General features: G+C 53.1%; 2 protein-coding genes (1 of these 2 only partly in view). Both read left to right on the forward strand.

Annotated elements, in window-relative coordinates; all coding sequences use genetic code 11:
- A protein-coding gene (locus AAC855_RS04590; RefSeq protein ID WP_340608445.1) for a non-ribosomal peptide synthase/polyketide synthase crosses the window boundary here: on the forward strand, positions 1-24,469 show its 3' portion. 9,662 nt of this gene lie to the left of the window's left edge; the window shows 24,469 of its 34,131 coding nt (coding positions 9,663-34,131); the start codon falls outside the window, past its left edge; its stop codon occupies positions 24,467-24,469.
- Positions 24,418-26,118, forward strand: coding sequence for a cyclic peptide export ABC transporter (locus tag AAC855_RS04595; protein ID WP_340608446.1), 1,701 nt, complete (start codon positions 24,418-24,420; stop codon positions 26,116-26,118). The genes AAC855_RS04590 and AAC855_RS04595 overlap by 52 nt, the downstream gene beginning before the upstream one ends.
- Positions 26,119-26,142: the final 24 nt, after the last annotated feature.

Raw genomic sequence — 26,142 nt, forward strand, 5'->3', positions numbered from 1 at the left:
CGGTCGTCACGATCATTTCTTTGAACTGGGGGGCCATTCCCTGATTGCGATCAGTCTGATTGAACAACTGCGCCGTCGGGGATATGTACTGGAAGTACGCAGCGTTTTTACCACACCACGGCTTATGGAGATGGCACAGGCGATAACCCGACAGAATACACCGGATTGTGTGGTGCCACCCAACCGTATTCCCGATAACTGTACACGTATCACCCCCGACATGCTGCCACTGGTGATGCTGTCACAGACGGACATTGACACCATTGCGGCTTCCGTGACCGGCGGTCATGCCAATGTGCAGGATATCTACCCGCTGTCGCCTTTGCAGACCGGTATTCTGTTCCATCACCAGCTACAGGCGGATCGGGACGCCTACCTGCTAAACAGTGTATTGGCTTTCGACTCCCTCACTTATCGGGATGACTTTCTGAACGCCCTGCAACAGGTGATAAACCGCCATGATATTTTGCGCACGGCGTTTTGCTGGCAGGGACTGAGCCAGCCGGTACAGGTGGTCTGGCGACAGGCCTCCCTGCCCGTGAGCGAATTTATTCCCGTCGCACCGGAAAATATCGCCGCACAATTACAGGCACATCTCGCCTCCCGACTGGATATCAGTCAGGCCCCGTTATTCGCTGTCAGTACGGTTTATGATGCCGATAACGGTGAATGGCTGCTGGCCCTGAGCTTCCACCATCTGGTCAGTGACAATATGACACTGGCGCTGATAGTGGCGGAAATTCAACAGCTATTACAGGGGCAAGCCGAAACGCTGCCTCCCCCCTTGCCGTACCGCAATTTTATTGCCCAAACCCTGAGCGTACCCGCTTCGGTACATGAAGATTATTTCCGCCAACAGTTGGCCGACATTGATGAACCCACCGCCCCGTTTGGTCAGCTCAATGTACAGGGAAGTGGCGCAGATGTGACAGAAGTCCGCTTACCACTGGACAGCGCGCTGGCACATACCCTGCGTGCGCAGGCGCGTCAGTTGGGTATCAGTCCCGGTGTACTGTTCCATGTGGCCTGTGCGCAGGTACTGGCTCACACCAGTAGCCGCGATGATGTGGTGTTCGGCACGGTGTTGTCAGGACGGTTGCAAGGCACCACAGGCGCCGATCAGGTGATGGGGATGTTTATCAATACCCTGCCGATCCGGATAGTCCTGAGCACGCAGAATGTACGGGAAACCGTGCAGGCGACAGCGCGGGGTCTGGCGGCCTTACTGGAGCATGAGCAGGCTCCGTTGGCATTGGCTCAGCGGTGCAGCGGGGTTATGCCGCCGCTGCCGCTGTTCAGTGTGCTGCTTAACTATCGCCATAATCTGTCAGACTCAGCAGAAAATGCCCGCTGGAACGGAATGCGCGTGTTGGTATCGGAAGAGCAGACCAACTATCCCATCACCTTCTCCGTGGATGATTCCGGAGATAGCTTCATTCTGGGAGTCCAAAGCGTGGCGGGTATTGATCCTGATCGCATGATGCATTACCTGTATACGGCACTTCAGAGCCTGACAGAAGCGCTGCAAACAGAACCTTTACAACCGATTCTGGATTTGCCCATTCTGCCGGCAGCAGAACGGCAACAGTTATTGGTGGATTTCAACGCCACACAAGCTGATTTTCCGCAACATGCCCTGATCCATGAACTGTTTGAACAGCAGGTTGCACTGACACCAGAAGCGATTGCCGTGGTATGGGAAGCGAAAACGCTCAGCTATAGCAAACTGAATCGTCAAGCCAACCAACTGGCCCATTACCTGATTGAATTGGGGGTCAAACCCGATGATCGGGTGGCGATTTGCGCAGAGCGTAACCCGGATATGATCGTGGGCATATTGGCTATCCTGAAGGCCGGTGGTGCGTATGTGCCCCTTGATCCGGCTTATCCCGCCGAACGGTTGGCCTATATGCTGGAAGATGCGGCACCGGTGGCGTTGCTGACGCAAACCGGACTGGCAGAAAAATGGGCCTGTGCTGTTCCCACTGTGTTGATTGAACCTCAGTCTACCTTGTTTGACGCTTTGCCGGATCATAATCCGGAGAGGAACAGGCTGGGGCTGACTTCACAGCATCTGGCGTATGTGATTTATACCTCCGGCTCCACCGGCCAACCCAAAGGGGTTGCCATTACGCACCGGAATACCGTGAACTTCCTCAGTTGGGCAAAACAGACGTTCAGCGCCGAAGAGTTGGCACATACCCTGTTTGCCACGTCGCTGAATTTTGATTTGGCGGTGTATGAATGCTTTGCCCCGCTGATTTCCGGCGGCACGGTGCATCTTGTGACCGATATCCTGTCATTGATTCATACCCCGTCAGACACTTCCAATCCAGCGATAAGTCTGATCAATACCGTCCCGTCCGCCCTCACGCCGTTGATGAATTCGGATGCTTTACCTCCGTCCCTACACACCGTGAATGTCGCCGGAGAAGCCCTTAAAGCGTCTCTGGTGGCACGGTTATTTGCTCAATCCGCTGTCCGGTCGGTGTGTAATTTATACGGCCCTTCAGAAACCACCACCTATTCCAGTTGGACACGGATGGACAGAGCCGACGGTTTTGTTCCCCATATCGGCCGCCCGATTGCCAATACCCAAATCTATCTGCTTGACCCCGCCGGACAGCCGGTCCCGCTGGGGGTTACCGGTGAAATCTACATCGGGGGTGCGGGTGTCGCCCGGGGTTACCTGAATCGTTCTGACCTGACGGCAGAGCGCTTTGTTGCCGACCCGTTCAGTGCGCAACCGGATGCTCGTCTGTATAAAACCGGTGATTTAGGCCGCTGGTTGCCGGAGGGCAACCTCGAATATCGGGGCCGCGCAGATTTTCAGGTCAAAATTAGAGGGTTCCGCATTGAACCGGGGGAAGTTGAAGCGCAACTGCTGGCCTGTGACGGGGTCAGAGATGCCGTGGTGCTCGCCCGTGAGGAGAGTAACGGAGAGAAACGGCTGATCGCTTACTTAGTGCCACAACCGGATGTCGTGCTGGATGCTGCCAGTCTGCGTGAGCAACTACGTACCCGTCTGGCGGAATTTATGGTTCCCAGCGCCTTTGTCATGTTAGACGCTTTCCCGTTGACCCCGAATGGCAAACTTGATCGCAAGGCCTTACCTGAACCCGATCAGTCGGCTGTGATAACACACGGCTACGCAGCGCCGATCGGTGAGGTGGAAACCGAACTAAGGGACATCTGGCAGACATTACTGGGACTGGAACAGGTTGGCCGTTACGATAATTTCTTTGAACTGGGGGGGCATTCCCTGATTGCGGTCAGCCTGATTGAACAACTGCGCAGCCGTGGGTATTCACTGGCGGTGCGCAGCGTTTTTTCCGCCCCACAGCTTGCGGAGATGGCACAGGCGATACAGGTCCGACAGGATACGCCGGATTGTGTGGTGCCGCCCAACCTTATTCCGGATGGTTGCACACACATCACGTCAGAGATGCTGCCACTGGTGACGTTGTCACAGACTGACATTGACACCATTGCGGCCTCCGTAACCGGCGGTCATGCCAATGTGCAGGATATCTACCCGCTGTCGCCGTTACAGGCCGGTATCCTGTTCCACTACCAGTTGCAGGAAAAACGGGATGCCTACCTGTTAAACAGTCTGCTGGCGTTTGATACCCGAGAACTTCTGGAGGCTTTTCTTGATGCCCTGCAACAAGTGATAGACCGCCATGATATTCTGCGCACGGCGTTTTGCTGGCAGGGACTAAGCCAGCCTGTACAGGTGGTCTGGCGGCAGGCCTCCCTGATCGTGAGCGAATTTATTCCCGCCTCGCCGGAAAATATCGCCGCGCAATTACAGGCACACCTCGCCCACCGGCTGGATATCAGTCAGGCCCCGTTATTCGCTGTCAGTACGGTTTATGATGCCGATAATAATGAATGGCTGCTGACCCTGAGCTTCCACCATCTGGTCAGTGACAATATGACACTGGCGCTGATAGTGGCGGAAATTCAACAGCTATTACAGGGGCAAGCCGAAACGCTGCCTCCCCCCTTGCCATACCGCAATTTTATTGCGCAGACCCTGAGTGTACCGGCTTCGGTACATGAAGATTACTTCCGGGAACGACTGGCCGGTATCGATGAGCCTACCGCACCGTTTGGTTTACTGAATGTGCAGGGTGACGGACAGGCGATTACTGAAGCTCGCTTGCTGCTGAACAACGCACTGGCACATACCCTGCGTGCACAGGCCCGCCAGTTGGGTATCAGCCCCGGTGTGCTGTTCCATGTGGCCTGTGCGCAGGTACTGGCCCACACCAGCGGCCGTGATGACGTGGTGTTCGGCACGGTGTTGTCGGGACGGCTGCAAGGCACCACAGGTGCTGATCAGGTGATGGGGATGTTTATCAATACCCTGCCGGTCAGAATATCGCTGAAAAATCGCAGTGTACGGGACACCGTGCAGGTGACGGCGCAGGATCTGGCTTCTTTACTGGAGCATGAACAGGCTCCGTTGGCACTGGCTCAGCGGTGCAGTGGAGTACTCCCACCTCTACCGCTATTCAGTGTGCTGCTTAACTATCGTCATAACCTGTCAGACTCAGCGGAAAATACTGGCTGGAAGGGGATGCGCGTGCTGGCATCAGAGGAGAGGACAAACTACCCCATCACCCTCTCCGTGGACGATCACGGGAATAACTTCACGCTGGTCGCTCAGACCGTGGACGGGATTGATCCTGACAGAATAGTGCATTACCTGTACACCGCCCTTGACCGATTAATTCATGCCCTGATGACCGACGCTCAGCAACCGGTGCTCAGCTTATCTATTCTGCCGGCAGCAGAACGTCAGCAGTTACTGGTGGATTTCAACGCCACACAAACTGATTTTCCGCAGCATGCTCTTATTCACGAACTGTTTGAACAACAGGTTGTGCTGACGCCAGAGGCCATTGCCGTGGTGGGAGAAGCACACACGCTGAGTTATGAAGTTCTCAATCGTCAAGCCAACCAACTGGCCCATTATCTGATTGGATTGGGTGTTAAACCCGATGATCGGGTGGCGATTTGCGCAGAGCGTGACCCCGATATGATTGTGGGCATATTGGCTATCCTGAAGGCCGGTGGCGCGTATGTGCCCCTTGATCCGGCTTATCCGGCGGAGCGGCTTAACTTTATGCTGGAAGATGCCTCTCCGGTTGTTTTGTTAACCACCACTGAATTGGCAGACCAGCTCGCCTGCACATTACCGACTATTTTACTCGATGACCCTGAACCGCTTCTGACTTCACAACGAATCGATAATCCGGATGCTCAGGTATTAGGGCTGACATCCCGTCATCTGGCTTACGTTATTTATACCTCCGGTTCAACGGGTCAGCCGAAAGGCGTGATGATTGAGCATCATAGCCTGTGTAATCTGATAATCACCCAACGAAATACACTCGCCCTCACGCCTGAGAGCCGGGTTCTCCAATTTGCTTCCGGCAGTTTCGATGCCTCTGTCTGGGAATGCGCTATGGCGTTGCTGACGGGAGCCCGCCTCTATCTGGCAAAACGAGCCGATCTTCTGCCCGGTGTGATTCTATCCAACTATCTGGAAACCCATGCCATCAGCCATGTGCTCCTGTCGCCTACCGCGCTGGCAGCAATGGATTCCCTGCCCGATACCCTCCAGACATTACTGGTCGGCGGTGAAGCCTGCACACCGGGTTTAGTCAAACGCTGGTCAGCGGGACGGCAGATGCTCAATGCCTACGGGCCGACAGAGATTACCGTCTGTGCAACACTTTATCCGTGTGATAGTCAGGCAAGCACACTGCTGCCTATTGGTCGCCCCATTGCCAATACACAGGTTTATATTCTTGATGCCAATGCTCAGCCTGTTCCTGTGGGGATCACCGGAGAGATTTATATCGCTGGTGCCGGTGTTGCCCGTGGTTATCTGAACCGACCTGAGCTGACAGCCGAGCGTTTCCTGATCGATCCATTCTCTTTAGAGCCAAATGCACGTATGTACAAAACCGGGGATTTGGGTCGCTGGCGTGTTGACGGCAATATCGAATACCTTGGCCGCAATGATTTTCAGGTCAAACTACGCGGTTTTCGTATCGAACTGGGGGAAATTGAAGCCAGACTGGTACAGTGTCATGGTGTACGCGAAGCCGTGGCTCTGATTCGGGAAGACGAACCAGATCAGAAACGGCTGGTTGCCTACCTGAAACCGGAAGAAGGTACTGAACTGGTTCCGGCTGAACTACGTCAGCAACTGGCTCAGCACCTTGCTGACTATATGCTGCCCGGTGCTTTTATTATCCTTGAAACATTACCGCTGACGCCCAACGGTAAGCTTGACCGTCAGGCCCTGCCCACACCGGATCAGTCAGCCGTGATAACACACGGCTATGCAGCGCCGATCGGTAACGTGGAAACCGCATTAGCGGACATTTGGCAGACATTACTGGGACTGGAACAGGTTGGCCGTTACGATAATTTCTTTGAACTGGGGGGACACTCCCTGATTGCCGTTAATCTGATTGAACAACTGCGCCGTCGGGGATACGTACTGGAAGTACGTAGCGTTTTCTCAATGCCAATACTGGCGGAGATGGCACAGACGATAGAAGCCCAGCAAGAGACGCCGGATGATGGGGTGCCGCCCAACCTTATTCCTGACGGTTGCACACACATCACGCCGGAGATGCTGCCATTGGTGGTGCTGTCACAGACGGACATTGACACCATTGCGGCCTCCGTAACCAACGGTCATGCCAATGTGCAGGATATCTACCCGCTGTCGCCTTTACAGGCCGGTATTCTGTTCCATTACCAGTTACAGACGGATCGGGATGCCTACCTGTTAAACAGCCTGTTGGCGTTTGATACCCAAGCACATCGGGAGGCTTTTCTTGATGCCCTGCAACAAGTGATAGACCGCCATGATATTCTGCGCACGGCGGTCTGCTGGCAGGGACTGAGCCAGCCGGTACAGGTGGTCTGGCGGCAGGCTTCCCTGACCGTGAATAAATTTATTCCCGTTTCCCCGGAAAATATCGCCGCGCAATTACAGGCACATCTCGCCCACCGGCTGGATATCAGTCAGGCCCCGTTGTTCGCCGCCGGTACGGCTTATGATGCCGATAGCGGGGAATGGCTGTTAACACTGAACTTCCATCATCTGGTCTGCGACCATGTCACACTGGAATTAATCATGGATGAAATCCAGCAGCTATTACAGGGACGAGAGGGATCCCTGCCTGTGCCACTGCCGTACCGTAACTTTATTGCCCAGACGCTGAGTGTACCGGCTTCGGTACATGAAGATTATTTTCGTCAGCAACTGGCCGATATTGATGAACCCACCGCCCCGTTTGGTTTACTGAACGTACAGGGCGATGGACAGTCCGTTACCGAAGCCCGCTTACCACTGGACAGCGCGCTGGCGGATACCCTGCGTGCACAGGCTCGCCAGCTGGGTATCAGTCCCGGCGTGCTGTTCCATGTGGCCTGTGCGCAGGTACTGGCTCACACCAGCGGCCGTGATGAGGTGGTGTTCGGCACGGTGTTGTCGGGACGGCTGCAAGGCACCACAGGCGCCGATCAGGTCATGGGGATGTTTATCAATACCCTGCCGGTCAGAATATCGCTGAAAAATCGCAGTGTACGGGAAGCCGTGCAGGCGACGGCGCGGGATCTGGCGGCCTTACTGGAGCATGAACAGGCCCCACTGGCACTGGCCCAGCGGTGCAGCGGAGTGCTTCCGCCCCTGCCGCTGTTCAGTGCCCTGTTCAATTACCGGCACAGCCCGTCAGACGCGGGTGACAATCCCGCTTGGGCAGGTATGCGTGTATTACTGTCTGAGGAGCGGACGAATTATCCCATTACCCTCTCGGTGGATGATCACGGGGACGGTTTCACGCTGGCTGCTCAGACCGTGGACGGGATTGATCCTGACAGAGTAGCACATTATCTGTACACCACCCTCAGTGAGCTGGCGGATGCGCTGACCACGGATGCTCAGCAACCGGTGCTCAGCTTATCTATTTTGCCGGCAACAGAACGCCAACAGTTACTGGTGGATTTCAACGCAACACAGGTTGATTTTCCGCAATATGCGCTTATCCATGGGCTGTTTGAACAACAGGTTGCGCTGACACCAGAGGCGATTGCCGTACTCTTTGAAGAGCAAGCGCTGAGTTATGAAGCTCTCAATCGTCAGGCCAACCAACTGGCCCATTATCTGATTGAATTAGGCGTAAAACCCGATGATCGGGTGGCGATTTGTGCTGAGCGTAACCCCGATATGATCGTGGGAATATTGGCTATCCTGAAGGCTGGTGGCGCGTATGTGCCCCTCGATCCAGCTTATCCCGCCGAACGGTTGGCCTATATGCTGGAAGATGCAGCGCCTGTTGCGTTGCTGACGCAAACCGGATTGGCAGAGGCATGGGCCAACTCAATCCCCACCGTGCGGCTTGACGCTCAGACCACCCTGTTTGCTGTCCTACCGGATCATAATCCAGAGAGGAACAGGCTGGGGCTGACTTCACAGCATCTGGCGTATGTGATTTACACTTCCGGCTCCACCGGCCAACCCAAAGGGGTTGCCATTACGCACCGGAATGCCGTGAACTTCCTCAGTTGGGCGAAACAGACGTTCAGCGCCGAAGAGTTGGCACATACCCTGTTTGCCACGTCGCTGAATTTTGATTTGGCGGTGTATGAATGCTTTGCCCCGCTGATTTCCGGCGGCACGGTGCATCTTGTGGACGATATCTTGTCATTGATTCATACCCCGTCAGACACTTCCAATCCAGCGATAAGTCTGATCAATACCGTCCCGTCCGCCCTCACGCCGTTGATGAATTCGGATGCTTTACCTCCGTCCCTACACACCGTGAATGTCGCCGGAGAAGCCCTTAAAGCGTCTCTGGTGGAACGGTTATTTACTCAATCCACTGTCCGGTCGGTGTGTAATTTATACGGCCCCTCAGAAACCACCACCTATTCCAGTTGGACACGGATGGACAGAGCTGATGGCTTTGCCCCCCATATTGGCCGCCCGATTGCCAATACCCAAATCTATCTGCTTGATCCCGCCGGGCAACCGGTCCCGCTGGGTGTTACCGGTGAAATTTACATCGGCGGTGCGGGTGTCGCACGGGGTTACCTGAATCGTTCTGACCTGACGGCAGAGCGCTTTGTTGCCGACCCATTCAGTACTCAACCGGATGCCCGCCTGTATAAAACCGGTGATTTAGGCCGCTGGTTGCCGGAGGGTAACCTTGAATATCGGGGCCGCGCGGATTTTCAGGTCAAGATCCGGGGATTCCGCATTGAACCGGGGGAAATTGAAGCGCAACTGCTGGCCTGTGACGGGGTCAGGGATGCCGTGGTGCTCGCCCGTGAGGAGAGTAACGGCGAAAAACGGTTGGTGGCCTACGTGGTACCACAACCGGATATCACACTGGACGCGGGCCGTCTGCGTGAGCAGTTACGTACCCGTCTGGCGGAATTTATGATCCCCACTGCCTTTGTCATGTTAGACGCTTTTCCGCTGACCCCGAATGGCAAACTTGATCGCAAGGCCCTGCCTGAACCCGATCAGTCGGCGGTGATAACACACGGCTACGCAGCACCGATCGGTGAGGTGGAAACCGAACTGGCAGAAATCTGGCAATCGCTGTTGGGCGTAGAGCAAGTCGGCCGTCGCGATCATTTCTTTGAACTGGGGGGCCATTCCCTGATTGCCGTCAGTCTGATTGAACAACTGCGTCACCGGGGTTATTCGCTGGCAGTGCGCAGCGTTTTCTCCGCGCCACGGCTTATGGAGATGGCCCAGACGATAATCCGACAGGGTACACCGAGTGATGGGGTGCCACCCAACCGCATTCCGGACGGTTGTACACACATCACGCCGGAGATGCTGCCATTGATGACGCTGTCACAGACTGACATTGACACCATTGCGGCCTCCGTAACCGGCGGTCATGCCAATGTGCAGGATATCTACCCGCTGTCGCCTTTACAGACCGGTATTCTGTTCCATTACCAGTTGCAGGCGGATCGAGATGCCTACCTGTTAAATAGTGTACTGGCCTTCGACTCCCGTGTTTATTTGGATGACTTTCTGCACGCCCTGCAACAGGTCATCGACCGTCATGATATCCTGCGCACGGCATTTTACTGGCAGGGACTGGGCCAGCCGGTACAGGTGGTCTGGCGGCAGGCCTCCCTGACCGTGAGCGAATTTATTCCCGCCTCGCCGGAAAATATCGCCGCGCAATTACAGGCACATCTCGCCCACCGGCTGGATATCAGTCAGGCCCCGTTGTTCGTCGTCAATACGGCTTATGATGCCGATAACGGTGAATGGCTGCTGGCTCTGAGCTTCCACCATCTGGTCAGTGACAATATGACACTGGCGCTGATAGTGGCGGAAATTCAGCAGTTATTACAGGGTCAAGCCGAAACGCTGCCTTCCCCCTTGCCGTACCGCAACTTTATTGCCCAGACCCTGAGCGTACCGGTTTCGGTACATGAGGATTATTTCCACCAACAGTTGGCCGACATTGATGAACCTACCGCCCCGTTTGGCTTATTGCATGTACAGGGCGATGAGCAGGAGATTACTGAAGTCCGCTTGCCTCTGGACAGCGCACTGGCTCATACCCTGCGTACGCAGGCCCGACAATTGGGCATCAGTGCGAGTGTGCTGTTCCATGTGGCCTGTGCGCAGGTACTGGCTCACACCAGCGGCCGTGATGACGTGGTGTTCGGCACCGTACTGCTGGGAAGAATGCAAGGCACGACCGACGTGAGTCAGGTAATGGGCATGTTTATCAATACCCTGCCGGTCAGAATATTGCTGAAAAATCTCAGTGTACGGGAAGCCGTGCAGGCGACGGCACGGGATCTGGCTGCCTTACTGGAGCATGAACAGACCCCACTGGCACTGGCTCAGCGGTGCAGTGGAGTACTCCCACCTCTACCGCTATTCAGTGTGCTGTTTAACTATCGTCACAATCTGTCAGTCTCAGCGGAAAATGCTGGCTGGAAGGGAATGCGCGTGTTGACATCGGAGGAGAGGACGAACTACCCCATCACACTCTCCGTGGATGATTCCGGAGATGGCTTCATTCTGGGAGTCCAGAGCGTGACGGGTATTGATCCTGACAGAATAGTGCATTACCTGTACACGGCCCTTGACCGATTAATTCATGCCCTGATAACCGACGCTCAGCAACCGGTGCTCAGCCTATCTATTCTGCCGGCAGCAGAACGTCAGCAGTTACTGGTGGATTTCAACGCCACGCAGGCTGATTTTCCGCAGCATGCTCTTATTCACGAATTGGTTGAGCAACAGGTCGCGCTGACACCAGAAGCCCTTGCCGTGGTGGGTGAAGCACACTCGCTGAGCTATAACGCACTGAATCATCGGGCCAACCAACTGGCCCATTACCTGATTGAATTGGGGGTCAAACCCGATGATCGGGTGGCGATTTGCACAGAGCGTAACCCCGATATGATCGTGGGCATATTGGCTATCCTGAAAGCCGGTGGCGCGTATGTGCCCCTCGATCCAGCTTATCCCGCCGAACGGTTGGCCTATATGCTGGAAGATGCAGCGCCTGTTGCGTTGCTGACGCAAACCGGATTGGCAGAGGCATGGGCCAACTCAATCCCCACCGTGCGGCTTGACGCTCAGACCGCCCTGTTTGCTGCGCTGCCGGATCATAATCCGGAGAGGAACAGGCTGGGGCTGACCTCACAACATCTGGCGTATGTGATTTACACTTCCGGCTCCACCGGCCAACCCAAAGGGGTCGCCATTACGCACCGGAATACCGTGAACTTCCTCAGTTGGGCAAAACAGACGTTCAGCGCCGAAGAGTTGGCACATACCCTGTTTGCTACGTCGCTGAATTTTGATTTGGCGGTGTATGAATGTTTTGCGCCGCTGATTTCCGGCGGCACGGTACATCTTGTGACCGATATCCTGTCACTGATCCATGCCCCGTCAGATACGACGATAAGTCTGATCAATACTGTCCCGTCCGCCCTCACGCCGTTGATGAATTCGGATGCTTTACCTCCGTCCCTACACACCTTGAATGTCGCCGGAGAAGCCCTGAAAGCGTCTCTGGTGGAACAGTTGTTTGCTCAATCGGCTGTCCGGTCGGTGTGTAATTTATACGGCCCTTCAGAAACCACCACCTATTCCAGTTGGACACGGATGGACAGAGCCAACGGTTTTGTTCCCCATATCGGCCGCCCGATTGCTAATACTCAAATCTATCTGCTTGATCCCGCCGGGCAACCGGTCCCACTGGGTGTCACCGGTGAAATTTACATCGGCGGCGCGGGCGTTGCCCGGGGTTACCTGAATCGTTCTGACCTGACGGCAGAGCGCTTTGTTGCCGACCCGTTCAGTGCGCAACCGGATGCCCGCTTGTATAAAACCGGTGATTTAGGCCGCTGGTTGCCGGAGGGCAACCTCGAATATCGGGGCCGCGCGGATTTTCAGGTCAAAATTAGAGGGTTCCGCATTGAACCGGGAGAAATTGAAGCGCAACTGCTGGTCTGTGACGGAGTCAGGGATGCTGTGGTGATCGCTCGTGAGGAGAGTAACGGAGAAAAACGGCTGATCGCTTACTTAGTGCCACAACCGGATATCACGCTGGACGCTGCCAGTCTGCGTGAGCAGTTACGTACCCGTCTGGCGGCATTTATGATCCCCACTGCCTTTGTCATGTTAGACGTTTTCCCGTTGACCCCGAATGGCAAACTTGATCGCAAGGCCCTGCCTGAACCCGATCAGTCGGCTGTGATAACACACGGCTATGCAGCGCCGATCGGCGACGTGGAAACCGCATTAGCGGATATCTGGCAGACATTACTGGGGCTGGAACAGGTTGGTCGTTACGATCATTTCTTTGAACTGGGGGGGCATTCCCTGATTGCCGTTAATCTGATTGAACAACTGCGCCGTCGGGGATACGTACTGGAAGTACGTAGTATTTTCGCAATGCCAATACTGGCGGAGATGGCACAGACGATAGAAGCCCAGCAAGAGATGCCGGATGATGTAGTGCCGCCCAACGGCATTCCGGATGGTTGCACACACATCACGCCGGAGATGCTGTCACTGGTGACACTGTCACAGACTGACATTGACACCATTGCGGCTTCCGTAACCAACGGTCATGCCAATGTGCGGGATATCTACCCGCTGTCGCCGTTACAGGCCGGAATTCTGTTCCATTACCAGTTACAGGCGGATCGGGATGCCTACCTGTTAAACAGCCTGCTGGCGTTTGATACCCAAGAACTTCGGGAGGCTTTTCTTGATGCCCTGCAACAAGTCATCGACCGCCACGATATTCTGCGCACGGCGGTCTGCTGGCAGGGATTAAGCCAGCCGGTACAGGTGGTCTGGCGGCAGGCTTCCCTGATCGTGAATCAATTTATTCCTGCCTCGCCGGAAAATATCCCCGCGCAATTACAGGCACATCTCGCCCACCGGCTGGATATCAGTCAGGCCCCGTTGTTTGCCGCCGGTACGGCTTATGATGCCGATAGCGGGGAATGGCTGTTAACACTGAACTTCCATCATCTGGTCTGCGACCATGTCACACTGGAATTAATCATGGATGAAATCCAGCAGCTATTACAGGGACGAGAGGGAGCCCTGCCTGTGCCACTGCCGTACCGCAACTTTATTGCTCAGACCCTGAGTGTACCGACTTCGGTGCATGAAGATTATTTTCGTCTGCAACTGGCCGATATTGATGAACCCACCGCCCCGTTCGGCCTACTGAATGTGCAGGGCGACGGGCAGACGATTACCGAAGCCCGCTTGCCACTGGACAGCGCACTGGCTGATACCCTGCGTGCGCAGGCCCGCCAGCTGGGTATCAGTCCCGGTGTGCTGTTCCATGTGGCCTGTGCGCAGGTACTGGCCCACACCAGCGGCCGTGATGACGTGGTGTTCGGCACGGTGTTGTCGGGACGGCTGCAAGGCACTACAGGCGCCGATCAGGTGATGGGGATGTTCATCAATACCCTGCCGGTCAGAATATCGCTGAAAAATCGCAGTGTACGGGAAACCGTGCAGGTGACGGCGCGGGATCTGGCGGCCTTATTGGAGCATGAACAGGCCCCACTGGCACTGGCCCAGCGGTGCAGCGGAGTGCTCCCGCCTCTACCATTGTTCAGTGCTCTGTTCAATTACCGGCACAGCCCGTCAGACGCGGGTGACAATCCCGCTTGGGCAGGTATGCGGGTATTGCTGTCTGAGGAGCGAACGAACTACCCCATCACCCTCACTGTGGATGATCACGGTGAGGATTTCACGCTGATCGCTCAGACTGTGAACGGGATTGATCCGGATAGAGTAGCGCATTATCTGTACACCACCCTCAGTGAGCTGGCGGATGCGCTGACCACGGACACTCAGCAACCGGTGCTCAGCTTATCTATTTTGCCGGCAGCAGAACGCCGGCAGTTACTGGTGGATTTCAACACTCCACAGGTCGATTTTCCGCAGCATGCTCTTATCCATGAACTGTTTGAACAACAGGTTGCCCGAACACCAGAAGCGATTGCCGTGGTGTGGGAGGCCAAAACGCTCAGTTATGGCGAACTGAATCGTCTGGCTAACCAACTGGCCCATTATCTGATTAAATTGGGCGTAAAACCGGATGATCGGGTGGCTATCTGTGTTGAACGCAGCTTAGATATGATCGTGGGAATATTGGCTATCCTGAAGGCCGGTGGGGCGTATGTGCCCCTTGATCCGGCTTATCCGCCTGAACGGCTGGTTTATATGCTGGAAGATGCGGCACCGGTGGTGTTGCTGACGCAAACCGCACTGGGCGAAATCACTGGCAACTCAGCATTACCCACTGTCAGACTTGATGATCTGCCCTTCTCTACGCTGGCGAATCTGCCGGAAACCAATCCTGTTGCCACAGTGCAGGGACTCACTTCACGCCATCTGGCGTATGTGATTTATACCTCCGGCTCCACGGGGCAACCAAAAGGCGTGATGGTCGAACATAGCAATATCACCCGCCTGCTGGCAGCAACACAGGCGCGGTTCCGGTTTGATCACAACGATATCTGGACGCTGTTCCACTCTTTTGCCTTCGATTTCTCCGTCTGGGAATTATGGGGCGCGTTGGCTTACGGGGGGCGGCTGGTCGTTATTCCGGCTGAATGTGCCCGCTCGCCACATCAGTTCTATGCACTGCTGTGCCGTGAACAAGTGACGATTCTGAACCAGACGCCCAGCGCCTTCCGTCAACTGATTGTCGCGCAGAATACAATGCCGGATGCGCCACACACCCTGCGTTGCATTATCTTTGGTGGTGAAGCGTTAGAGCTGCACACTCTGGCACCGTGGGTTGAGCGCAATCCCACCACGCAGACGCGTCTGGTGAATATGTATGGCATCACGGAAATTACCGTACATGCCACTTATCGGGAACTAACCGAAGCGGATATTTATTCAGAGCGAGGCAGTTTGATTGGTCAGCCCCTTGACGATTTACGTATTTATATCCTTGATGCCTATGGTCAGCCTGCCCCTCTGGGCGTAGCGGGCGAACTCTATGTTGCCGGTGCAGGCGTGGCCCGGGGTTATCTGAACCGACCGGAACTGACCTCAGCGCGTTTTCTGCCTGACGTGTTCTCCGATAAACCCGGGATGCGCATGTACAAAACCGGCGATCTGGGCCGGTGGCTGCCGGATGGCAATCTCGAATACCTCGGTCGGAATGATTTTCAGGTGAAACTGCGCGGTTTCCGCATTGAATTAGGGGAAATAGAAGCAGGCCTGATGCAGTGCCCGGGCGTACAGGAGGCCGTCGTGATAGCCCGTGAGGAGAATAACGGCGAAAAACGGCTGGTCGCTTACTTAGTGCCACAACCGGATATCACGCTGGACGCAGCCAGTCTGCGTGAGCAGCTACGTACCCGTCTGGCGGAATATATGCTCCCCAGTGCCTTTGTGGTAATGGAATCCTTCCCGCTGACTCCCAACGGTAAGCTAGATAGCAAGGCGCTGCCCGTGCCGGATTTATCCGCCGTGATCACCCGAGAATATGCTGAACCGACAGGTGATATAGAAATTGCATTGGCGGCAATCTGGCAATCTCTGTTAGGAGTGGAGCGAGTCGGTCGTTACGACCATTTCTTTGAACTGGGCGGGCATTCGCTGATTGCGTTCAATCTGATTGAACAACTGCGCCAGCGGGGATACTCATTGGAGGTACGTAGTATTTTTGCCACTCCGTTGCTCATGGAGATGGCGCAGGCGATACAGACCCGGCAAGAGACGCCGGATATGGTTGTTCCACCGAACCGTATCCCCGATAACTGTACACGTATCACCCCCGACATGCTGCCACTGGTGACGCTCACACAGACTGACATTGACACCATTGCGGCTTCCGTGACCGGTGGTCATGCCAATGTGCAGGATCTCTACCCGCTGGCCCCGTTACAGGCGGGTATCCTGTTCCATCATCAGTTACAGGAACACGAAGATGCCTACCTGCTAAACAGTGTGCTGGCTTTTAAAACCCGCGAAAGTCAGGTGGCTTTCCTTGATGCCCTGCAACAAGTCATCGACCGCCATGATATTCTGCGCACGGCGTTTTACTGGCAGGGACTGAGTCAGCCGGTACAAGTGGTCTGGCGGCAGGCGAAGCTGTCTGTGACGCCTTTTATTCCTACTTTGGCAGACAATATTTCCGCGCAACCTATTTCGACACAACCTATTCCGACACAACCACTTCCGACGCAACTGCGGGCCAATATCGCTCCCTGGATGGATATCAGTCAGGCCCCGTTGTTCGCTGTCAGTACGGCTTATGATGCTGATAGTGGTGAATGGTTGCTGGCTCTGAGTTACCACCATCTGGTCAGCGACCATATGACGCTGGCGCTGATAGTGGCGGAAATTCAACAGCTATTACAGAAACAAATGGTACAGAAACAGACGGACGCACTGCCCCCACCATTGCCGTACCGCAACTTTATTGCTCAGACCCTGAGCGTACCCACTTCGGTGCATGAAGATTACTTCCGGGAACGGCTGGCCGGGATTGATGAACCCACGGCTCCGTTTGGCCTGCTCAATGTTCAGGGAAATGGTGCTGACGTGACAGAAGCCCGTTTATCGCTGGATAAGACACTGGCTCATACCCTGAGGATGCAGGCACGTCGTTTAGGTGTCAGTCCGAGCGTGCTGTTCCATGTGGCCTGTGCACAGGTGCTGGCTCATACCAGTGGCCGTGATGACGTGGTGTTCGGCACCGTACTACTGGGGAGGATGCAAGGCACAACTGACGTTGCTCAGGTGATGGGGATGTTTATCAATACCCTGCCGGTCAGGATATCCCTGAAAAATTGCAGTGTGCAGGATGTAGTACAGGCGACTGCAAGAGATCTGGCGATTTTGTTAACTCATGAACAGGCTCCATTAGCTTTGGCCCAGCGTTGCAGTAACGTCATCCCGCCGATACCTCTGTTTAATGTTTTGTTTAACTATCGTCACAACGCCTCAGATGCTATCGAAAATTCTGTTTGGGGAGACGTACGTCTGCTGGTATCAGAGGAGAGGACAAATTATCCACTAGCCCTTGCGGTGGACGATTCAGGGGAGGATTTCGATTTGGTCGCCCAGTCTGTAACCGGGATAGATGCTGAGAGAGTAGTCAATTACTTGCAGACTGCGATCAACGAGTTAATTAACGCGCTGGTTACTGACCCTAGTCAGTTCGTGCAGGAACTACCTGTTTTACCGGAGCCTGAGCGTCAGCAGTTATTGGTCGGATTCAATGACACGCAGACCGATTTCCCACAAGCCACTCTGATCCATGAACTGTTTGAGCAGCAGGTGATACAAACTCCAATAGCCACCGCTATCGTATTCAAAGAGCAGAACCTGAGCTATGACGTACTCAATCGCCGGGCCAACCAACTCGCCCATTATTTAATTAAACTGGGCGTAAAACCGGATGATCGCGTTGCCGTTTGTGTTGAGCGTAGTCCGGACATGGTTGTAGGATTATTGGCTATTCTGAAGGCAGGTGGTGCCTACGTTCCCCTCGATCCGGCCTATCCGCAGGAGCGCCTGAGTTATATGCTTAATGATGCTGCTCCTGTTGTGCTTCTTACTCAATCCGCCCTGACGGAAAAACTGGAGAGTCAATTCCCCACTATCCTGCTTGATGAACCTGTTTTATATGCCCTTGATGATATGCCAGATACAAACCCTGAACGGCGGGCATGTGGGCTTAACTCACGCCATCTGGCCTATGTGATTTACACCTCCGGTTCAACCGGTCAACCGAAGGGCGTTATGATTGAACATCGCAGTCTTTGCAATTTAGCCTTGTATCATCTGGATCTCTTGGTAGTAGAACCAACCGACCGTATCCTGCAATTTGCTTCACACAGCTTTGATGCCTGTATTTCAGAATGTTTTATGGCTTTGCTGAGTGGTGCCAGTCTCTATCTTGCTGAGCGCGAAGATATCCTGCCCGGTGCTGCTCTGTTAAGAACTTTAGAAACTGATGCCATTACGCATGTGACGCTGTCACCAACGGCATTAGCGGCCATGGATACTCTCCCTACCACATTAAAAACGCTGATCACAGCTGGCGAAGCCTGCTCGCTTTCGCAAGTCAGACGTTGGTCTGATGGACGGAACATGATCAATGGCTATGGACCGACTGAAATTACCGTTTGTGCAACGACTTATCAGTGTAATAGTCAGGACGATATAGCACCGCCTATCGGCAGCCCGATAGCCAATACCCGAATTTATATTCTCGATCCCTCTGGTCAACCTGTCCCTATTGGCGTGGTCGGTGAAATTTATATTGGAGGCATCGGTGTAGCCCGAGGGTATCTGAACCGTCCTGAACTGACTGCCGAACGTTTTCTGCCTGATCCATTCTCCATTGAGCCAGAAGCCCGCCTGTACAAAACAGGCGATCTGGGTAGCTGGTTACCGAATGGTAATATTGAATACTTAGGCCGTAATGATTTTCAGGTCAAACTAAGAGGATTCCGTATTGAACTGGGAGAAATCGAGAGCCAGTTATTGCAATGTCCCGGTGTACGCGAAGCAGTAGTACTGGCACGTGAAGGAAAAGAAGAAGGAGAAAATGCCGGCGCACAGAAGCGGCTGATAGCCTATATCTTACCTCAGCCCAATGTTGAACTGATCCCAGCTGAATTGCGGCGGCAATTGATGCAGCATCTGGCGGAATTTATGATCCCCAGAGCCTTTGTTATCTTAGATGCTTTCCCATTGACGCCGAACGGCAAACTTGATCGGCAGGCTCTCCCCGCTTACGAACAGTCAGCGGTCATCACCCGATATTATGAAGCACCAGTGGGTGATGTAGAAACAGTGCTGGCAGAAATCTGGCAGGAATTACTGGGGCTGGAACGGGTTGGCCGTCACGACCATTTCTTTGAACTGGGCGGGCATTCCCTGATTGCCGTGAGCCTGATTGAACAGCTACGCCGTCGGGGATACGCGCTGGATGTCCGTAGCGTCTTTTCAGCACCACGACTTACAGATATGGCGCAGACTATACCGATCCGGCAAAACATACCTGATTCTGTAGTTCCACCTAACCGCATTCCTGCCGATTGTACCGTTATTACTCCTGATCTATTACCGCTAGTGACACTGTCACAAAAAGAAATTGACATTATTGTCGCAACTGTGCCCGATGGAGCCGCCAACGTACAGGATATCTATCCTTTATCCCCTTTACAGGAAGGCATTCTGTTCCATCACCAGTTACAAGAAAATCGAGATGCTTACCTGTCGTACAGCGTACTGGCTTTTGATACCCGCTCGCGTTTGGATGCTTTTCTTGCGGCTCTGCAACAGGTCATCGATCGTCATGATATTCTGCGGACGGCTTTTTACTGGCAAGGTTTGAGCCAAGCTGTTCAGGTAGTCTGGCGACAGGCGAAGTTACTTGTAATGCCATTCATTCCCACATCAACAGAGGATATCCCGGCACAACGTATTCTGACACAACTACAGGCAAACATTCCCTCTCGGCTGGATATCAGTCAGGCACCCTTGTTCGCTGCCAGTACTGTCCATGATCCAGACACTAACGAATGGCTGTTAACGTTGAATTTCCACCATCTGGTCAGCGACCATGTCACACTGGAATTAATTATGGATGAAGTCCAACACGTATTACAGGGACGAGAGGGTGCCCTGCCTGTGCCATTGCCGTACCGCAATTTTATTGCCCAGACGCTGAGTGTACCGGCTTCAGTGCATGAAGATTATTTTCGTCAGCGGCTGATGGATATCGATGAACCCACAGCCCCTTTCGGTTTACTTAATGTACAGGGGGATGGTGCAGAGGTGACGGACGCCCGATTGTGTCTGGATATCACGTTGGCGCAAACCCTCCGTGCACTGGCCCGCCAACTGGGGATAAGCCCGAGTGTGCTGTTCCATGTCGCTTGGGCACAGGTGTTGGCCCACACCAGTGGCCGTGATGATGTGGTATTCGGCACGGTGTTGTCGGGACGGCTGCAAGGCACAACGGGGGCCGATCAGGTCATGGGGATGTTTATCAATACCCTGCCGATCCGGATATCCCTGAGCACTCAGAATGTACGGGAAACCGTGCTGACCACGTCGCGGGATTTGGCTGCCTTGCTGGAACATGAACAGGCCCCACTAGCGCTGGCGCAGCGGTGCAGTAGCGTTATGTCGCCGCTGCCGTTGTTCAGTGTCCTGTTCAATTACCGGCACAGCCCGTCAGAAACGGATGATAATTCTGGTTGGGAGGGCATGCACGTGTTGGCCTCTGAGGAACGGACGAACTATCCCATTACTCTCTCGGTGGATGATCACGGAGACGGTTTCACGCTGGCTGCTCAGACCGTGAATGGAATTGATCCTGATAGAATAGTGCATTATCTGCGTACAGCCCTCAGTGAACTGGCAGATGCGCTGACCACTGACGCTCAGCAATCGGTGCTCAGTTTATCCATCCTGCCGGCAGCAGAACGCCAGCAGTTACTGGTGGATTTCAATGCTACTCAGACTGATTTCCCACAAGCGGCCTTGATCCACGAACTGTTTGAGCAACAGGTCGCGCTGACGCCAGAGGCGATTGCCGTACTCTTCGAAGAACACACGCTGAGCTATGAGGCACTGAATCGCCGGGCCAACCAACTGGCCCATTATCTGATTGAGTTGGGGGTAAAACCCGATGTTCGGGTGGCGATTTGTGTCGAACGCAGTTTAGATATGATCGTGGGGATATTGGCTATCCTGAAGGCCGGTGGCGCGTATATGCCTCTTGATCCGGCTTATCCTGCTGAACGGCTGGCCTATATGCTGGAAGATGCGGCGCCCGTGGCCTTGCTGACTCAGACAAAGCTGGCGGGCTTATTCAGCCATCTGATCCCCATGGTGCTGTTTGATAGCCAAACATCGTTTTTGGATATCCAGCCTGACCATAACCCGGATGCAACATCGTTGGGGCTGAATTCATGCCGTCTGGCCTATGTCATTTATACCTCCGGCTCCACCGGAAAGCCCAAAGGAATTATGGTGACTCACCGCAATGTCATCAATCTGTATACCGGGCTGCAATCGATGATCGATATCGCACCACCGTGTCGCACCGCCCTGAATGCCAGCATTGTGTTTGACGCTTCGGTACAGAGTTGGCTGCAATTGCTGGCAGGTCATACACTGGTCATCATTCCGGAGGCTATCCGGGCTAGTGGGACGCAGCTCTGGCATTATCTGGCGCATCACGCGGTAGATATGTTTGACTGCACCCCCGTGCAGCTGCAATGGTTGCTGAATGCGGGGCTGGGAACCGATACAGATTATCAGCCTCAACGGGTTCTAATCGGCGGAGAGGCTATTTCTCCTGTTTTATGGTCGCGCTTGCAACAAATAAAAACGTCCCGTTTTATCAATGTCTACGGCCCAACAGAATGTACCGTTGATACGACTTTTTGTGTGATAGATCATTCCCTGCCGTCTCCCAGCATCGGTCATCCGATAACCAATACCCGAATTTATCTTCTCGATGATTATGGGCAGCCTGTGCCCCTTGGCGTCACTGGCGAGATTTATATCGGAGGGGCGGGTGTCGCCCGGGGATACCTGAACCGGCCTGAACTGACAGCAGAGCGGTTTGTGACCGATCCTTTCAGCCCGCAGCCTGATGCCAGAATGTATAAAACCGGTGATTTAGGACGCTGGCTATCAGATGGCAATATCGACTATCTGGGGCGTAACGATTTTCAGATCAAACTGCGCGGTTTCCGGATTGAACCGGGTGAGATCGAAGCTCAACTTGTCCAGTGTTCCGGTGTAAATGAAGCTGTGGTAATAGTGCGTGAAGACTTGTTGGTGGCTTATCTCCGTCCACATTCCGGTATTGAACTGGTGCCAGCTGAATTGCGCCAGCAATTAACTCATCGTTTGACGGAATACATGATCCCCAACGCCTTTGTGGTACTGGATACCTTCCCGCTGACGCCCAACGGTAAGCTCGATCGCAAAGCGCTGCCTGCGCCGGATGCGTCAGCGGTGATCACCCGGGATTATGAAGCGCCGATAGGTGATGTAGAAATTGCGCTGGCACAAATCTGGCAGGAATTACTGGGGCTGGAACGGGTCGGCCGTCACGACCATTTCTTTGAGTTGGGAGGACATTCGCTTATCGCGGTGCGGTTACTGAACTGTATGAGCAAGCAAGGTATGGCGGTATCACTGGCAACATTATTCTCTTACCCGATATTATCTAATCTGGCTCAGGCGATTAATAGTCAGTCAGCTAAACCAAGCTCCCCCCTTGATGCCAATCCGGTGCCTTTAAGGCCTGAAGGTCATTTACCGCCATTATTCCTGATACACGAAACCACGGGTGATCCGCTGGTGTATTCGCGACTGGCAACTTTACTGCCAGCCGAACTGCCCGTTTATACATTGCAGGCGATGGGTCTGCACACAGTAGAGAATCCACCAGCTTCCATAGAGGAGCTTGCCACTTACCATATTGATGCTATTCGCCGGGTTCAGCCGCATGGCCCTTATCGTTTGGCAGGTTGGTCCATCGGAGGAACCATCGCTTACGAGATAGCTCTGCAATTGGTTAGCAATGGCGAAAAAGTCGATTACCTTGGCATGATCGATTCTTACAATTTCAGTGGTCACGAAACAGACAAGCAGAAAAATATCAATCAGTTTATCCAATCTTTGAATAATTATAGAGAGCAATCTGATAGAGACGATTCGGATAATCTTTATGATTTACGCGATTGTGGAGCGCTGAAATGGTTGCCTGTGGACGTTAAAAAAGAGGATATTCTCTTCCGTTTGAATACACAGAAACTGATCCTGCAACTGAGTAAAAAATATATTACTTCTGCTTCCTCGTTACCCATACATCTCTATACCTGCGATGATTTAGCGGCCGGATTCGACAGTTGGCATGGCTGGCACGACATTGTTGGTGAACGTTCTGAACGCCATCCTATTGGCGGAGAACATTACACTATCATGCAGCCGCCCTGGATAGGCCAACTGATCGATTCAATGACTGAGCATTTATTACCGGTTGCCTACTCACCACATATTATTATTCAACATGGGGATGATTCTGTTTCACCACTTTTCTGTATTCCCGGCGCAGGTGCCAGTGTTTCCAGCTTTATTGAGCTGGCATTAGCCCTTCCCCCACAGTTGCCTGTCCACGCTTTGCAGGCTCGTGGCCTGATAAATACAGACCTTCCGCCTTATATGAGTGTGGAAGGTACAGCCCGCGCTTACATTAAGGCAATTCGTCAGGCACAGCCTCATGGACCCTATTATCTGCTCGGGCACTCTTACGGCGGCTGGCTGGCTTTTGAAATCGCATTACAATTACAAAAGCAAGGGGAAGAGATTGCGGCTCTTACTCTGATTGATTCCGATGGGCCTGAACCACAGGAGAGCACTTCAAAAAACAGCCCTCCTAAGGTTATCGACCGGATTGAAACGTTAATGAGTCTGATTGATATCTACAACATGATGCTGACTCAGCCATTAACGCTAACAAGGCAGGATTTTGAGAATCTGACTGAAGGCGAACAGATCCCTCTTTTGCTTCAGGCTTTAGTCAATGTAGGGCTATTCCCTGAAAATACAGAAAAATCGCTGTTACAGGGTATCGTTCAGGTTATGCAGGCCAACCTGAACGCAAACTATACACCCCAAAACTGCTATAACGGCCCCGTTTATTTGATTCATGCTCAGGGGGAGAATATTGATGAAATAGCTACTCGAGAAAATATCTGGCGTCAGTATGTGACTCAGTTAAATACTGAGATCGTGCCCGGTAATCACATGACTATGCTATCCAATCCTCAGGTTAGACAGCTGGCGACTTTGCTGTGGAAAATTCTGCGGGAAAAATTAATGGCCGAGATACCGGAGCAGAAATGATGACGCCAACCATTCAACAATCGGCTTACCGGATTTTGTTCACACTTTTAAATCGTTCACGTTGGATCCTGCTCATTGCCATTTTAGCCAGTATCGTTAATGGCATTTCCAACGTTTTTCTTATCACATTGGTTAACAGAATAGTCACCACGTCTGGTCATAGTTATCACTTACTCGCCGGATATTTCTGTATTCTGGCGGTGTTGGCAATTGTCTGTCATATAATGAGCGGGTTGATTTTCGCCAGACTCAGCCAGAATACCATCGCAAGGATGCGTGAGTTTATCTCTGAGCGTATTACCCGGGCGACTTTTCGCCAGATAGAAATACTCGGCTCTTCCCGTGCCCAGTCCGTCATCACCGATGATACAACCAATGTTTCACTGCTGTTTTTCACCCTACCTAATATCGTGACGCAGAGTTCCATTGTGCTGGGCTGTCTGAGCTATCTGGCATATCTGTCATGGTCAGTATTTTTTCTGGTGTTAACGGTGATAGTGATTGGCTCACTCGGCTATGCTATCGGTGGAACCAGCGCGCTCGCATCACTAAAAGCAGCCGGTAAGTCACAAGATCGCCTGTTCAATCACTTCAATGCCTTATTTACCGGAGCGAAAGAGTTGAAGTTACATTTTTCACGCGCTCAGGCTTTCTTCTCCCATTTACTTGGCCGCGAAATTGGTGCAGTCAGACAGCATCGTATCCGTGCTTTCAGTGTTTATGCCTTTGGTGCCGGCTGGATGTACCTTCTGTTTTATATATTTCTCGGATTGGTTATCTTCGCTCCGGCGGTAATACCGGGATTGAAAATCACAGCAATTGCAGGTTACGTGATTGTCTTCCTGTTTATATTGATGCCACTGGATAGTCTGCTGAACAGTATTCCATCACTGAATGCGGCCCGCGTATCGCTGAACCGCATCGGTTATGTGCTCTCTGAACTGACGGAACAGGATCACTTGGACGAACAAGTTTCTGCCCGTGAATTTGGTGAAGCTAATTTACTGCAACTGTCGGGCATTACACACAGTTATTATCGTGAGAAAGAAGACGATATGTTTCAGCTTGGTCCAATCGATATGACGCTTAAACGCGGAGAAATTACTTTTCTGATTGGCGGTAACGGCAGTGGAAAAACGACACTGGCAAAACTGTTAAGCGGGCTGTATACACCAGAAAGTGGCACAATGACTGTTGACGGAAATTTGATTACTGATAGTAACAGAGCTAATTATCGTCAGCTGTTCTCCGCCATTTTCTCGGACTTTCATCTCTTCGAAACACTGATAGGCTTGACTGATACTGATTCAGTATTGGATGAACGCGCTAACGCCCTGCTCGCTAAATTACATTTGGAGCATAAAGTTAAAATTCAGGATGGTTGTTTTTCAACTTGTGAGCTGTCACAAGGGCAACGGAAACGCCTCGCCTTAGTGGTGGCTTATCTGGAAGATCGGCCATTCTATCTGTTCGATGAATGGGCCGCTGATCAGGACCCTCTATTTAAGAGAGTATTCTATCAGGAACTATTGCCGGAATTGGCAGCACGGGGTAAAGCAGTACTGGCTATTACTCACGATGATCGCTTTTTCCATTTAGCTGACCATTGCATCAAGCTGGAAAATGGTCAGCTTATCAATAACCCCTAAAATTTTTCTTGCTGATGCTATTGC

This window comes from Xenorhabdus bharatensis (assembly GCF_037996705.1).
In the GTDB taxonomy this organism is placed as follows: Bacteria; Pseudomonadota; Gammaproteobacteria; order Enterobacterales; family Enterobacteriaceae; genus Xenorhabdus; species Xenorhabdus bharatensis.